This window comes from Aeromonas sp. QDB23, assembly GCF_027707745.1.
GTDB lineage: Bacteria > Pseudomonadota > Gammaproteobacteria > Enterobacterales > Aeromonadaceae > Aeromonas > Aeromonas allosaccharophila.
The window spans coordinates 1-14906 of the sequence record NZ_JAPCJA010000010.1 but is presented as its reverse complement, the minus strand read 5'-3'; the positions used below and the strand labels follow the sequence as shown (position 1 = coordinate 14906).

General features: G+C 58.1%; 11 protein-coding genes and 2 pseudogenes. 2 read left to right on the top strand and 11 right to left on the bottom strand.

The genetic code is table 11. From position 1 onward, the window contains the following. Positions 1–74: 74 nt before the first annotated feature. The 5 genes from rnk to PG888_RS06650 all read right to left on the bottom strand — a co-directional run bounded on the left by rnk (position 75) and on the right by PG888_RS06650 (position 5095). The gene (rnk, locus tag PG888_RS06670) at positions 75–470 is read right to left on the bottom strand and encodes a nucleoside diphosphate kinase regulator (RefSeq protein WP_005334070.1); all 396 of its coding nucleotides are present in this window, start codon (positions 468–470) and stop codon (positions 75–77) included. 243 nt (positions 471–713) lie between these two features. Next, the gene (locus tag PG888_RS06665; protein WP_042022132.1) at positions 714–1451 is read right to left on the bottom strand and encodes a substrate-binding periplasmic protein; all 738 of its coding nucleotides are present in this window, start codon (positions 1449–1451) and stop codon (positions 714–716) included. A gap of 82 nt (positions 1452–1533) precedes the next feature. Further along, positions 1534–2220: a hypothetical protein gene (locus tag PG888_RS06660; protein ID WP_182971041.1), complete on the bottom strand. Its 687-nt coding sequence runs from the start codon at positions 2218–2220 to the stop codon at positions 1534–1536. 74 nt (positions 2221–2294) lie between these two features. Then, positions 2295–3686 (bottom strand): alkaline phosphatase, encoded by a 1392-nt coding sequence (locus PG888_RS06655; RefSeq protein WP_182970757.1) that lies wholly within the window; start codon positions 3684–3686, stop codon positions 2295–2297. An 11-nt stretch (positions 3687–3697) separates the two neighbouring features. Beyond that, complete coding sequence (locus PG888_RS06650; RefSeq protein ID WP_182970758.1) at positions 3698–5095, bottom strand: alkaline phosphatase; 1398 nt, start codon at positions 5093–5095, stop codon at positions 3698–3700. A gap of 323 nt (positions 5096–5418) precedes the next feature. Between PG888_RS06650 and ylqF the strand changes: the two genes are divergently transcribed. Continuing rightward, positions 5419–6369: a ribosome biogenesis GTPase YlqF gene (gene ylqF / locus PG888_RS06645; protein WP_005334061.1), complete on the top strand. Its 951-nt coding sequence runs from the start codon at positions 5419–5421 to the stop codon at positions 6367–6369. Between the two features lie 157 nt (positions 6370–6526). Here ylqF and PG888_RS06640 read toward each other — a convergent pair. The 4 genes and pseudogenes from PG888_RS06640 to dinG all read right to left on the bottom strand — a co-directional run bounded on the left by PG888_RS06640 (position 6527) and on the right by dinG (position 11832). Next, positions 6527–7422 (bottom strand): annotated as a pseudogene (locus PG888_RS06640) (histone deacetylase family protein). 73 nt (positions 7423–7495) lie between these two features. After that, positions 7496–8824: an IS4 family transposase gene (locus PG888_RS06635; RefSeq protein ID WP_270693053.1), complete on the bottom strand. Its 1329-nt coding sequence runs from the start codon at positions 8822–8824 to the stop codon at positions 7496–7498. Between the two features lie 133 nt (positions 8825–8957). Beyond that, positions 8958–9617: a YccT family protein gene (locus PG888_RS06630; protein ID WP_042655856.1), complete on the bottom strand. Its 660-nt coding sequence runs from the start codon at positions 9615–9617 to the stop codon at positions 8958–8960. 142 nt (positions 9618–9759) lie between these two features. Further along, on the bottom strand, positions 9760–11832 hold the full coding sequence (dinG, locus tag PG888_RS06625; protein WP_182970760.1) for an ATP-dependent DNA helicase DinG: 2073 nt from the start codon (positions 11830–11832) through the stop codon (positions 9760–9762). 395 nt (positions 11833–12227) lie between these two features. Between dinG and PG888_RS06620 the strand changes: the two genes are divergently transcribed. After that, the gene (locus tag PG888_RS06620) at positions 12228–13235 is read left to right on the top strand and encodes a porin (protein ID WP_139730522.1); all 1008 of its coding nucleotides are present in this window, start codon (positions 12228–12230) and stop codon (positions 13233–13235) included. 172 nt (positions 13236–13407) lie between these two features. On the opposite strand, the pseudogene PG888_RS06615 reads toward PG888_RS06620, so the two are convergent. Then, positions 13408–14375 (bottom strand): annotated as a pseudogene (locus PG888_RS06615) (integrase core domain-containing protein). Between the two features lie 80 nt (positions 14376–14455). Next, a complete protein-coding gene (locus tag PG888_RS06610; RefSeq protein ID WP_139730521.1) occupies positions 14456–14635 on the bottom strand; it encodes a hypothetical protein in 180 nt (59 codons plus the stop codon). Between the last annotated feature and the right edge of the window lie 271 nt (positions 14636–14906).

Here is a 14906-nt window from a genome sequence, read left to right as displayed (position 1 = left end):
GAAAAATCGGCCCGATAAGCAAGGGAAGCTTGATCGGGATCAGGCTGTGCGGGCTGGCCTGCCCGCAACCGGAGTCAGCGGTGCAGCTCGCCGGCGCGCTCCGGCTGATAGACCACTTCCAGAATTTCTACCTCGATGGTGCGACCGGCGGGACCCGGCCAGGCGATGCTGTCGCCCACTTTCAGGCCGAGCAGGGCACTGCCCACCGGCGCCAGTACCGAGATGTTGCTCTCGTCACCCTTGGCATCGCGCGGGTAGACCAGGGTGAGGCAGAACTCGTTGCCGCTGCTCTGCATCTTGAAGCGCACCTTGCTGTTCATGGTGACCACGTCCGGCGGCATGTCGGCCGGTTCGCGGATCTCGGCGCGATCCAGCTCCTCTTGCAGGGCCAGATGCTGCGGGTGGTTGCCGAGCAGTTGTTCGATACGGTCCAGATCAAGGCTGGAGATAACGAGATGAGGTTGTTTCATAGGATATTCCTTATCAATAGCAGAGAGGCCAGGCCGACAAGGGAAGGCTGGCCAGTACGCTGGATGTCACACAATGGTTTACACAGATTCAAAACAGTGAAAATGCCATGCCCCCAAACGACTCGCGGCCGAAGGAGCGAGGCGGGGGCTCAGCAGGGTGTGAGCAAATGCGAGGAAATAACGAGTATTTTCATGGGGCTACCATAACCATTCTGGCTGGCCTTGGCAACCGTGACTGAGTGACTACTCAGGAGCCTGATAGTTGTACTGACGGATGATCCGCGCCAGGGTGCCATCATGGCGCATCTCGTCGATCACGGCTTGCCAGCGACGACCTTCGGTGAAGGGGAAATCCTTGCTGGCCGCGACATAAAACTGGGTGCGCATCAGGGTCTCCCCGCGTACCAGCAGGTCGGTCGGCAAAGCACCAAGGCGCTGGTTGTAGAGGATGGCGTTCCAGGCGGCCACCCAAGCATCGATGCGACCCCGATTCAATTTCTGGGCATTGAGCTTCTCGGTAGCCACAGTATCACTCTCAAGCTGGAGTCGTTGTCTGAGCAGATGCTGACCGAAGGAGTAGCGCAGGGTGCCGACCTGCAGCGGGGGGAGATCAGTCACCCTGAGCGGGGCAGGATGAAACCGGCGATCGCTGACGATGACAAAATCGTCATCGAGGATCGGTGTCACCCAGTAGTAGAGGTGTTCCCGTTGAGAGCTGCGCACCGGCGGGATCAGCAAGACATCCTTGCGATGCGCGGTTTGGGTGAGCGCCCGTGCCAGCGGCATCAACTCGATGGTGAGCGGTTCTTTGAGGCGTCGGGCGGCCTCTTCCATGATCTCGATGGCGACACCGCTTGGTTTGCCGTGAGAGGAGCGAATGACATAGGGGGGCAGCTCGGCCGCCACCAGCACAATAGCCTGGGCGCCGGTGTGTACCAGCAATAACAGCAGGGCAAAAAAGGGCAGGCAGAGAGCGCGCATCAAGATCGTGAGCCAGAGTCGAATGGTCAGAGTGTAACATTCCTGCCTGCGTTGTCTTTCCACCCGCTGAAGGGTTGGGATCTCAGTCGAAGAAATCCCGCAAATCGCGCACTTCGTAATCGGCGAGTTGCAACCAGGGGAGCTGAGCGGGCAGCTTGCGCAGGGTCACCTCCATCCGGTAGCTGCGATAGCCATCGAGGCTGGCCGACTCCACCACCAGCGGGATCTGCCACTGATGCGACCAGAGGATGCGGGTTCGTTGCCGCCCTTCGCGTTTTTGATACCAGCGGGCCTGCTCGGGGGCGGTCTCATCCAGCGGAGTCATCCCCTCGATCAGCGCCGGGTTGACGAGATGGCGGATCCGCGGCCAGTCGGGTTTGAAGGCCACCTGGCCATACTCTTCCACCGGCACCTCTACCAGCTGGTTGTGCCAGCTGTCGGCGTAACGCAACTGAAGTTCACCCTCATCACTGCGGCTCACCCAGCGGGCCGCCATCTGGTGGGTAAAGTGCTTGTGGCCGGGCGTGGCGTCGTGAGTGGCGTGATAGGCGCGCGCAAGGGGCAGGGGAATGAGCCGCTGGCTCCACACCTGATTGCCCACACGCAGCCACTTCTCCTGCCAGACACTCTCTCTGGCGATGCCATCGCTGCCGGTGACCCGGTCGTGATAGCTGATCCGGGCGGCGAGATCCGGGGGCGTGTCGTCAGCATAAAGGGGGAAGGAGGTCAGGGTGCAAAGCAGCCATAACGAAAGCAGAAATCTCATCATCATCTGTCGCTCGAAAGAGCCGGGGCCCGGATGCCCTGAGCATCTTGCTCTGGTTGCACCTGGGCCCCCGCTGCTTACAGGCCGAGCGCCTCCCGCAGTTTGCCAAACACCTTGGTGTTATCCAGCGTGCCCTTGAAGCGGTTGCTGCCGGCACCATCGGCAAACAGCATCACATCGCCGCCGCCGTGGGTTTCCGATGCCAGTTTGACGCCGGTCTCCTGCAGGTACTCATTGGCCATCACCTGATCGCTGGTGAGGACGGGGCGCACGTCCGCACGGTTGGGGCCGTTACCGAACACCAGGGTGGTGAAGGGCTTGCCATCCACATCGTTCTGGGTCGAGCCGTCGCCATTTTTCACCAGATCCAGCACCGGGTTGCCCTTGGCTGCGTAGCCGTTGATGGTCATGGTGTGGTCATGGTCGGCAGTGACTACGATCAGGGTATTGTTGAGATCCACCTTGCCCAGCGCCGTTTTGACCGCCTCGTCCAGTGCCACCGCATCGGTGAGGGCTCGCTTGGCGTTGGTGCCATGCAGGGCGTGATCGATCCGGCCGCCTTCTACCATCAGGAAATAACCCTGACTGTTCTGGCTCAAGAGATCGATCGCCTTGGCGGTCATCTCGGAGAGGGACGGCTGGGTGTTGGCTGCCCCCTTGGCGACGCGATCCAGCTCGTAGTCGAGGTGGGATTTGCTGCTGAACAGACCGAGCAGCTTGCCGCTGGTGACCTTGGCCAGATCGCTTTGGGTGGTGACATAGCTGTATCCCTGCGCTTTCATCTCGGCGGTCAGGTCGCGGTTGTCATTGCGACCGCCCTTGTTGCTGGCGCTGTAGGGGGTCCAGTGGTTGGCACCGCCGCCCATCAGCACATCGACCCCATCCTTGAGGGCACTGTTAAAGCCAGCGCCTCCCGGAACAGCCTGTGCGGCAATGTCATAGGCGGCATCCCGATGGCAGATATGGGAGTAGGTGGCCGCCGGGGTAGCGTGGGTCAGCTCGGTGGTGGTGACGGCCCCGACCGATTTGCCTGCCGCCTTGGCCAGCTCCAGGATGGTGGGCACCGGCTTGCCGTTATCGCTGCTGCAGTTGTTAATGGTTTTGTTGCCGTTGACATCTTTGCCGGGGGCGACGGCTTTGGTGTCGCTGCTCATGGCGATCACCTCGTTATTCATCTTGACCCCGGTGGTGTAGGCCGCCATGGAGGGGGCCGAGTCGGTGGTCTGGGCATCGTTGGAGAAGGTCTTGATGCGGGCACTGCGCGGCAGTTTCATCATCTCCAGGTTGCCCTCCTCCCCCACCTTGAACAGGCGGGTGGCGGTGAGCACGGTGGGCCCCATGCCATCACCGATAAAGAGGATGACGTTTTTGGCATCACCGGCCTGTGCCTGGGAGGTTGCACCCAGCGCACTGAACAGGGCGGCGCAGACCAGAGTGTGCTTGATGGATGTGTTCATCTGTTTGCTCATGAAAGTGCTCCTTACAGCTTGGCCGCAGCCTTGATCTTGCCGAACACGGCGGTGTTATCGAGTGAGCCATGGAAGCTGTCAGCCCCCTTGCCGATGGCGCCGAGGAAGACATCGGTGCCGCCGTGGGTCTCGTTGCCGATCTCGCCCACCTTGACCACCACTTCCTGGTGGTAGTCATTGGCAGAGACGGTGGCATCATCGAGCGGTGCGACGCTGCTGCGCGGGCCATCCACCCGGTTGTAGCCGTTGCCAAAACCTATGATGGTGTAGGGCATGCCCTCGCCATCCTTGCTCGGTTCGCCCGTCTCGTAGTTCTTCACCAGCCCGAGCACGCCGGGGTTGCTGGCGGTGGTCTTGCCGGTGCGCTTGGCGTAACCGTTGAGCACTAGCGTGTGGTCGTGGTCGGCGGTGACCACGATCAGGGTGTTTTTCAGCTCGGGGTCGCTCTTTTTCACCTCGTCGATGGCAGCCTTGATGGCGTTGTCGAAGGCGAGGGTATCCTGCAGCGCCCGCTTGGCGTTGGTGTCGTGCAGGGCGTGATCGATACGGCCCCCTTCCACCATCAGGAAGTAACCCTTCTCCTTGCCCTTGAGCTGCTTGATGGCGGCCAGGGTCATCTGGGCCAGTGACGGCTCGCTGGCGGGGCGGTCCAGGTCATATTTCATGTGGCTGGAACCAAACAGACCCAGCAGTGGCTTGCCCGCATCGGCCTTGTTCAGCTCATCCAGATTGCTGGCAAACTGGTAACCCTTGGCCTGCATTTCGCTGATGAGGTTGCGGCCATCCTCCCGCTTGCCCTTGTCGGCTTTGGGTAGGAAGAAGCTGCTGCCGCCACCGAGCACCACATCCAGCCCCTCCTTGAGGGCGCTGTTATAGCCTTTGCCGCCCGGCACCAGCTGGGTGGCGATATCCGCCTCCAGATCCCGGTTGCAGATATGGGCATAGGTGGCCGCCGGGGTGGCGTGGGTCACCCGGGTGCTGGTCACCACACCGGTACCGCGGCCATCGGCTTTGGCCAGCTCCAGCAGGGTAGTCACCGGCTTGCCGGCACTCTTGCTGCAGTCGCTCTCATAGGTGGCATCGCCGTCCATGCTGATGACGCCGTTGTTGCTCTTGACCCCGGTCATGTAGGCCGCCATGGAGGGGGCCGAGTCAGTGACCTGGGCATCATGGGAGAAGGTCTTGATAAAGGCCGTCTCTGGCAGGGTATCGATGGTGAGATCACCCTCTTCGCCGACACCGTAGATGCGGGCGGCCGTCAGGGTGTTGAGGCCCATGCCGTCACCGAGGAAGAAGATGACGTTGGTGGGTTGGGCTGCGGGCTTGGTCGCCACCGTGTCATTGTCTGATTTGCAGCCGGCAGCCAGGGCGGCGCCGATCATCACTGCAAGTCCTGCCATTTTTCTCATTGGGGTTCGCTCCTTGTAAAACCTGAGCGCAGCCTAGAGGGGGCAGATGACACTTTTACTGACTATCGGTGACGGTTGTGTGAAAAAGTGATGAGAATGTTACACTATATCAAAGTGTTATCTATCAATTGAGCCAGTTGGTCCGGTCGCTTCCGGCAAGGTTTATCCGCCTCGGCGGTTTGCTGATTTGATGAAGTGATGGCTAGAATGACCTGTCAAAATGTGCCCGCAGCAGGTAAAATGCGCCCCCTTCGTTCGATGCCCGCGGCAGAGCGCCTGTTGTTCCATGCGCCCGCCCGCAGCCCCCACAGAGAGTAACGGATATGTCCATCAACTGGTTCCCCGGTCACATGCACAAGGCCCGCAAAGAGATTGCCGAGGTCATGCCCCAGGTCGATGTGATCATCGAGATGCTCGATGCCCGCATCCCCTTCTCCAGCGAAAATCCGCTGGTGCCCGAGCTGCGTGGTGATACCCCGGTGATCAAGGTGCTGAACAAGGCGGACCTGGCCGATCCGGCGATCACCGATCTGTGGGTGGCGCACATGGAAAAAGAGAAGGGGATCAAGGCGCTGCCGCTGACGCAACAAGAGCCGGAGAAGATCAAGCAACTGCTGACTCTCTGTCACGAGATGCTGCCGGAGCGCAATTTTGAGCTGCGCGGCGTGCGGGCGATGATCATGGGGATCCCCAACGTGGGCAAGTCCACTCTGATCAATACCCTGGCGGGGCGCATCATCGCCCGCACCGGCAACGAGGCCGGGGTGACCAAGTCCCAGCAGCGGATCAAGCTGGATAACAACGTCATCCTGACCGATACCCCGGGTTTCCTCTGGCCCAAGCTCAACCCGCCCTCCTGTGGTTATCGTCTGGCCATCACAGCGGCCATCAAGGACACGGTGTTCGACTATGCCGATATCGCCATGTTCGCCGCTGACTACTTCATCAAGGCCTATCCGGAGCGGATCAAGGCGCGCTACCAGATTGACGAGTTGCCCGAGACCGAGATCGAGCTGCTGGAGATGATCGCCCGCCAGCGGGCGTTTATGCGTAAAGGGGGGCTGGCCGACCTGCACAAGGCGTCCGAGATCCTGATCAACGAGTTCCGCTCCGGTTTGCTTGGCCGCATCTCGCTGGAGACGCCGGAGATGGTGAGCGTCGAGATTGTCGAAGCCGCCGCAGAAGCCGAGCAAAAAGCCAAAGAGAAGGCCGAGCGGGAAGAGGAGCGTCAGGCCCGCGCCCGTCGCAAGTACGCCCGTAAGCGTCAGAAATAATTATCCTCAGGTGTCCCGAGCTTGCCTGACAACGAGCGGGCTTGTGTGACCCAGATGACGAAACACGAAGAGGCGGCCCCAGGGTCGCCTCTTCTGTTTTATCTGGTGAAGTGTACGCCCGACTCTGATGGGGTGTCCGCGCTCTCAAGCAATGCCATCAGCCAAAACGGTGGCGTGCCGCTTCAAACAGCGACATATGAAGCGGGATCAGCTGCTGCCAGTCGCGGCGATAGCCGCCACCGGGTACAGCGGCGACAGGCAACCCATGCTTGATTGCACAGTCAAATACCATGGCATCGCGCAGGCGCACCCCTTCTCGCTCAGGGAGAGATAGCCAAGCTCGTCGGCATGATGCACATCGACGCCTGCCTGATAGAGGATGAGATCAGGCGAATAGAGCCGCAGTGCCAGTGATAGCGCCTGTTGCAATGTGGTGAGATAGGCATCGTCCGTCATGCCGCTTGGCAGCGGAAAGTCGAGGTGAGAGGCGGCTTTGTGATGGGGAAAGTTGTGCTCCCCATGAAGGGATAGGGTGATGATATCGCGCCGCCCGGCGCACAGGGCCGCACTGCCATCTCCCTGATGCACATCGAGATCGATAATCAGCACCTGTTCGCAGCGCCCCTCGTCGAGGCAAGCTTGGGCGGCAATCACCAGATCGTTGAACAGACAAAAACCGCTGCCGTGATCCCGATGGGCGTGGTGGTAGCCACCGGAGATCTGCAAGCCGCAGCCCTGCTCAAGTGCATAGCGGCTGGCGGCAATAGTGGCACCCACCGAGCGCAAGGTGCGCTCCATCAGCATGGGTGACCAGGGAAAACCGATCTTGCGGATGGCGCGCTCTTCAAGCTGGCCGCTCAGGGCCGCCGCGACATAATCGGCATCGTGAATGCGGCAGATTTGCTCCCGGGTGGCCGCGGGCGCTTCGCCAAGGGGATAACCTTGCGCCTGCAACAGCTCAAACAGCCCCTGATACTTGGCCAGTGGAAAGCGATGGCGTTCGGGCAGGGTCAGGGAGGAGTAGAGGGGGTGATAGAAAATATGCAGTGACATCAGGGCATGGTTCCATCGGTGCAGAGATGAACCTGGATATGAAAAAGGGGAGCCAGGCTCTAATGCCAGTCAGTTAAGCCTGACTGGCATTGTTTTTATTGGCTTTTTTCACACTATACCTCTGTGGCCTTGGCTTCACGCAGCGGGGGTAACTTCGCTCCCTTCGTTCCGGCAGCACAAACTGTCCCGCTTGTTTCTCCAGGTCAGCTACCCGCTTCGGGATTGTCCCTGGTGACAGGTAAGGCATGCAGCTCAGTTCATGGATAAGATAGACCGACGCCATGTGAAAACTCAGCTGGCTCGCCGTGTATCCCTTCAGGCTCGTCGCCATCTTCACCATCTGGCTACGCAGCAGGTTGTACGCCAGCAGTACGCCCCACAGCTCTTGCCGTATCCCCGCCGCCTTCTTGCTGCGCAGGGTCAATCGGTGTTTTTGCAGGCTGTGCTTCATTTCCCGATAACCCAGTTCGATTTCCCAGCGATGGTTGTAGAGCTCGACGATGTCTGCTCCCGGGAAGCGCATCGGGTCGACCATCGAGGTCAGTACCTGCCGCTCTTTGCCGTTGATAGTGCGAGTTAGCAAACGGGCTTCCACCGTGTCCGGTAGTTGCGGCCACTTCTTCCTCGCCTGTGGACTGGTATTGAGATGCACCAGCACATCCTGGCGCCCCAGTTTGCGCACCACCTCGTATTGCGTGCCCTTTTTGAGTGGCAGCAACCAGTGCCGCTCGCTGCCAGTGGTCTGCCAGGCGTGGAGCAAGCCGAGGGAGTAAAACCCCTTGTCGAACAAGGTCAGTGAGTGGTCTGGGGTGCGTTCGATAAGCTGCTCGGCAAGCACCATCTCGTTGACGGCGCAGCTTTCCATGGCAGCCTGAACAAGCAGGTGACTGGTGAGTTCCATCTGGCAGAGCATACGTACCTGCGGATAGGCAGTCTCCCCATGCTGGGTGCCGGGTTTGGCAAACGCAGCGGCATTGTCCGGGGTATCGGGGGTTCGCCACATCACGCCATCAACGGCGAGCAGTTGCAGCCCTGCCCAGCCGGGGTGATTGGCCTGCTGGTGCCAGAGCGAGGCGGTCTCGTGAAACAGCCGTTCGATACTCTTGTCCCCGAGCTTTTGGCGGGCTTGCAGGAAGGCGCTGGGGGCAACAAAGGGACGGTCACCGGGCAACAGGATATCGAGCTGATTGACCAGCTGGGTCATGGGGACATGGCGGAAGATGGCCATGCCGATGATGGCCCAGACCAGGCGCTCCATGAGCATGCGGCGACGGCGCAGGGTAGCGACGCCCTCTTCGCCGAGCAGCGTCATGATGAGCTCGGGGGGAATGAGGTCAGAGAGTGACTCAAACTGAGCGGCATTGCTGGCGTGGAGGAAGTCGAGAGCCTGTACGATACGCATAAAAAATCCGAAACCAATCAACAGGTTTCGGATTTTTACACATCAGCAGGATCGGTCAATGGATCCTTAACTGATCGGCATTAGAGCCAGGCTCCCCTTGTCATTCCCGACGGGTCAGGATGAAGGTCCCGGATTACTGCTGCTGGATAACCCAGATCTGGAAGGCTTTGCGGGTTTCCGCATCCGCCTTGTTGTACCAGTTTTGCAGCTGGGTCAGGGCTTCCGGATTGCTCTGTGCCTTGCTGGGGGCAACCTGAACCGGTGCGCTGGCGGCAGCCATCACGGCAGCAGAAGAGACGGCCACTGCTTTGGGCTGGTTGAAGGCTTTACCCATGTTGATCAGCTCTTGCTGATAGTCACGGGTCAGCTGGAAGCCCTCTACTTTCGGCATTACGAACTGTTCGCTGCTCACTTGCTGGCCGCTGACCTTGTCTTTCAGCGCCACTTTCTGATCTTTGACAAACTGCTTGGCTTCGGCTTCGTTGCGGGGTTTTTTATAGTCCAGCACCAGCTGTTGGTTGTCGGCGGCAGTGAAGTTCAGCACCAGCGGCTCGGCGGTGACCAGCTTGATTTCGTTACGGCTGGAGTAGTTGCCTTCAAAGGCGACGACCAACTGGTGTTTGCCGGCAGAGAGGGGGAAGGTGCTGGTTTTGTCGAGCAGCTTGGGGTTGATGGATTGACCATCGATCAGCTGGACGACATACGGGGTGGTCACTTCCAATTGGGCATCAGCAAGGGCACTACCGGCCCACAACAGACCAGCCAGGGCCGGTACCAGAACAGTCAGTTTCATTTCATCTCCTTGAACAGTCAGGCGATTGCCCACTGAAAACAGGGGCTTATTTTTACAGGTTTAGCCTACTGCGGCAATGGCTCTTTCTGGTGCTCAACGTTCGCTCCGCTGTCAGTTTTTCTATCAATAATAACCGGCTTATTTATTCGATCCGCCGTGTAAACGGGGGGAGGGCATCAAGCAACCCCTTGCCATAACGCTTGGTCAGCAGACGCCGGTCCAGAATGGTGACCCGCCCCCGATCGGCCTCTTTGCGAATGAGGCGGCCACAGGCCTGGATCAGTTTGCGCGATGCCTCCGGCACCGTCAGTTGCAGAAACGGGTTCCCCCCTCGCTGCTCCACCCACTCGGCGGTAGCCTCCTCGACCGGTGAGTTGGGTACCGCAAAGGGGAGTTTGGTGATCACCAGATTGGTGAGATAGTGACCCGGCAGATCCAGCCCCTCCGAGAAGCTGCCGGTACCAAACAGGATGCTGGCCTGACCGCCATCGCATTTTTGTTTGTGCAGGGTGAGCAGGGCATTGCGGGAGGCTTCCCCCTGCACCAGCAGTGACAGTCCCTTGGCTCGCAAGCCAACAGCCACCTCATTCATCTGGCGGTAGGAGGAGAAGAGCACCAGACTCGCCTCCTTGCCCGCCAAAATGCGTGGCAGTACGCTGATGAGCTCGTTGGTAAAGGCTGGCGAGTTGGGTTCGTGCTCCATCTTGGGCAGATAGAGCTCGGCTTTCTGGTAGTCAAAGGGGGAGCGCAAGCGCAGATAGCGGGTACCGTCGTGCTCCTTGAGCCCCACCTGATGGCGAAAATAGCTAAAGGAAGAGAGGGCGGTGAGGGTCGCCGAGACCAGTACGGCTCCCAGACATTTCGACCAGAGCCACTCCTCCAGCAGATAGCCCACCTCAATCGGTGAGGCGTGCAACCAGATATCGCCGTCATCGCTCTTGGCCATCCAGCGGGCGAGCGGGGTTTTACCGGTCGGCACATGGCGCCCCAGCATCTCCCACAGGGCGCAGAAACTCTCCAGCCGCTGCAGATGAAAACCGCTCTCTGCCAGCAGAGGTTCGGCCTCCTTGCGGCGGATCTCGCCATCTTTCAGCGCTTCACCTATGGCCCCTTGCATCCGATCCAGCGCTCGCAGCGCCTTCTTGCTCGACTCCTTGAGATTCTCCGCCAGCATGGGCAGGGGATCCGGCAATACCCCTTCGGCGAAGCGGTAGTGAGGTTCCGTACCAAACAGCCGATCGTTGGCGCTGAGCCACTGCTCGACCGCCTTCAGGTCGGGCTGGATGGAGGCCAGCGCATCCTGCAGTTTGAGTTGGGGGTCGAGCAGGCTCTCCTTATTAAGCGTCCGCGCCAGCTTGCCTGCACTTTGTACCAGCTTCTCCAGCCAACGACGCGAGCCTTTGACGCTGGCCGACGCCGCGCCGTGATCCCGGGCGATGGTGGGCAGGTGATGGGCCTCATCCAGCACATAGATGCACTCATCAGGGGGCGGCAGAATGATGCCTCCGCCCATGGTCAGATCGGAGAGCAGCAGCGCATGGTTGACGACCAGCACATCGGCGCTCTCCATGTCGTTGCGGGCGCGATGAAAGGGGCAGTGCTGGTGATGGCTTAGCGCCTTGTTGCAGGTGTGGCGGTCGGCGGCGATGCGATCCCAGCAAGTGTCGGGAATGGGCTCCGGCCAGTTGTCCCGATCCCCGTCCCACTTGCCATTGGTGTAGGCCTGCCACAGAGCCTGGTAGCGATCTTTGTCGCTGTCAGATGGTTTGGATTTGCTCAGACTGCCAAAGTCGAGCTCGAAGTTGGCCATCTCGGCGCCACTGGCTGCCTGCTCCAGCAGATGCTCGCAGCAGTAGCGCTGACGCCCCTTGACCAGCATAAAGCGAAACGGCAGCTCGCTATGGCGGTGGTAAAAAGGAAGGTCTTTGTGGATCAGCTGCTCTTGCAGGGCCACTGTGGCGGTGGAGATCACCAGCTTCTTCTGGGTGAGTCGCGCCACCGGGATGGCACCCTGAGCATAAGAAAGAGATTTGCCGATACCGGTTCCTGCTTCGGCAACCAGAATACGGCGCTGTTTGTCGTACTCGCCGGTCAGGGTTTTGGCTATCTCTGCCACCAGAAAGTTCTGCTCTTTGCGCGGCACAAAACCGGGTAATCCATCCGCAATCTGGCGATAGGTTTGACGAATGGTGGCTTTAAGGCGAGTAGAGAGCATGAAGAGAAGGCCAGTTAGGGGTTAATCGAAGAACAAGGATACCCGCAACCCCTCGGTGAGGTCGAGGCAGCAGCCATTATCACGGCCGTTTTACGCTGATCAGACCACTTTGGTTGTTTATCAGGTAGTTACCGTTATTTGCATGCAAAACAAACTATTTGAGTCCAAATAATCAGCAGGATTCATTGTAAACGTTTTCCTTTTGCCTTGCCGCCAGGTGAGACTTGGCTCACATTTTTGTCTCCATGACTATGGTTTCCATAAAAAGTTCCAAGTTTTTTCATTGCGGTTCAAAAAATCCGGTGCTAGTCTCGGCGGCATAATGATGCAAAGAACATCGCTAACACAGGGAATAACAACAACTTAGTGTTTAATTACAGTAGGCATTGGAAACTATGAAAAAGACAATTCTGGCTATTGCTATCCCGGCTCTGTTCGCATCCACCGCTAACGCCGCCGTCATCTATGACAAAGACGGTACTCAAGTTGGCATCACCGGTAACCTGCGTACCCAATTTGCAAGTGATCACGATCGCGAGGCTGAAGATCTCGCTGGCCGTGCACGTATCGGTCTGAGCACCAAAGTTGCCCTGAACGACACTTGGTCTGGCTTGGCCAAGGGTGAGTGGCAACTGACCTCCAACAAATCTAAAGAAGGTAGTGCTGGCGATGACATCACCTCCCGTGAAGTGTATGTCGGTCTGGATGGCTCCCAGTTTGGTATGATCCGTTTTGGTCAGCTGGATACCGTGTTCAACGACGTTATCAACAAGGCTGATATTGCGAATGAAAACTCTGGCTTGGCCAGTGTCTACGATGGCCGTCAGGAAGGTCAGGTTCGTTACGATGGCCAGTGGAACGGTGTCTCCTTCGGCGCGAGCTATATTACTGCCAATACCGGTTATAAAGATGTCGCAAGCAACAACGGTATTGTTGAGCTGACAGGCGACCTGGATCGTGGCTTCGCTGCCAAGCTGGGCTACGAAGCCCCGTTCGGTCTGGCGCTGATTGCCGGTCTGGAGCAAAAAGAGTTCAATGAGACTGTCGCCAATCCTCTTGAGAGCAAGAAAGATTGGGGTCTGGGTGCCTCCTATACCCTGGAAGGCCTCTACCTGGGTGCCTCTTACAGCGACTCCAAAGTTAAATACGACAGTGTTCTTAACAACGAAGAGAAGACTCGTGGTTACGAACTGGCAGCCTCCTACAATGTGGATGCATGGACTCCGTATGTTGTTTACAACAACGCCGAGACTAAAGAGACCAATGATCGTGCCATCTACACCACATTGGGTCTGACTTACAACTTCACCAGCAACTTCTTGGCATACAGCGAATATGTATTCGAAAATGCCGAAGTGAACAGCGATGATGTTGTATATGCAGGTCTGTTTTACGCATTCTAATGAATGCTGAGTGCATTGTGTAAACTTTAGGGTAAACACAGTAACGTTTATTAAACGGGCAATAAGAGCTTTCTTATTGCCCGTATTGTATGCTCAGCGCGCTGCAATGTGATAAACACAGGTTGTACAGATCTAGTTATCACCTGACACCGGCCTCAAACCGGTGTCTTGTTTACGCTACTTTGGAGCGTACTTCCTTCGGTATCAATTTCAGACCCTTCTTGAACATGCGGTAGGGGGTTTGACCCTCCATCATCCTGTCCTGATGTGGCCGCTGGGTGTTGGCTGGGTGTTGTAGTGTTCCAGATCGCTATCCAGCTCTGTCTGCATCTGCTCTACCGACTCATACCAAGTCGTTCTCCCCTTGATACGGAAGTGTTCATCCAGCAGTGTGCAATGCAGTCGCTCGATAAAGCCGTTGCTCTGCGGCCTGCGCACCCTGGTTGTCCGGTGCTCAATCCCCTCCAGTTGCAGGAACAGCTCGTAGGGATGGTGGTCAGGGCGCCCACAGAACTCGCGCCCGTTATCCGACAGGATGGTATAGACCCGCGCCCAGGCGTGGCGACTGTAGCAGTCCAGCACGGTTTGCAGATACACCTTGCCAACCCCCTTGAGCGCGCCGACAAAGAAGGTGTCGACCGCCACCAGTTCTCCGGTGTAGTAAACCTCAATCTGGCGTTCGCGAAACTCGGGGCTAAAGCGTTCTAACAGGCGAATTTGCTCGTCACTGAGCTCAATGGTCTGCTCCCGGTGGGTTTTCTCAAGGCGCAGCAAGCGGTCGTGTTTGGAGAGCAAGTCGTGCCGTTGCCACACGCCACGCACACCACCCGCACTAACATTGATGCCTTGCAGAGCCAGTTTTTGCGCGACTCGCAGCGGGCCATGAGCTGGTCTGGTGAGGGAGTAATCGAGGATAGCCTGTTCAATCTCGGGAGCGACCCGGTTGGGATGAGCCCCTTTACAGCCGGGCAATTTGTCGAGCAATCCCTCGGCGCCATAGGTCTGGAAATTACGGCGAATTTCGTAGAACTGCTGACGACTGTAGCCGATGAGCTTGCAGGCTTTGCTGACGTTATTGAGCTCTTTGGCGAGCTCTAGCAGGCTGAGTTTGCGACGTGCTACTTTCTCGTTGGTGGTCATGCAGAGGCTGATAGTATTTTGCAGGTGCAAAAAAGCCCCTTGGCGGGGCTTGGTGTCTGGCAAGGCTGGTGTCGGGATTATCAATCGAACAGGATGCGGCCGCTGGTGCCGGCATCGCTGTCTTTCCAGCTGGCGCCGCTTTTGCGCAGGGTGTAAGTGATGGTCTCCTGCTTGAATTTCAGGTAGTCGCTGCCGCTGTGGCTTGGTTTGACCTGATTGCCATCGATATAGCGCGGATTGCGTGGATATTGAGGGGGCATACTTGGTGGATGTGATGCGGTGCAGGGAGAGTGGATTGTGAGGCCAATCAGCGGTAGGTACTTGATGTGTCGCCGCTCGCGACTGAGTTAGCGTTGAAATCGGTAATAAACAAAAAAGGGAAGATGCTCAGGCATCTTCCCAGGGCGAGAGCGTGAACATATTGTTAAATTGACTTCAATTCAGCCAGCCCTGAATCCAATACCTTTTCCAGATATGGGCTGCTCATGCCCGCAAATTGCTGCTTCTTCCGCAAGCTTGCCTTACGGCTGG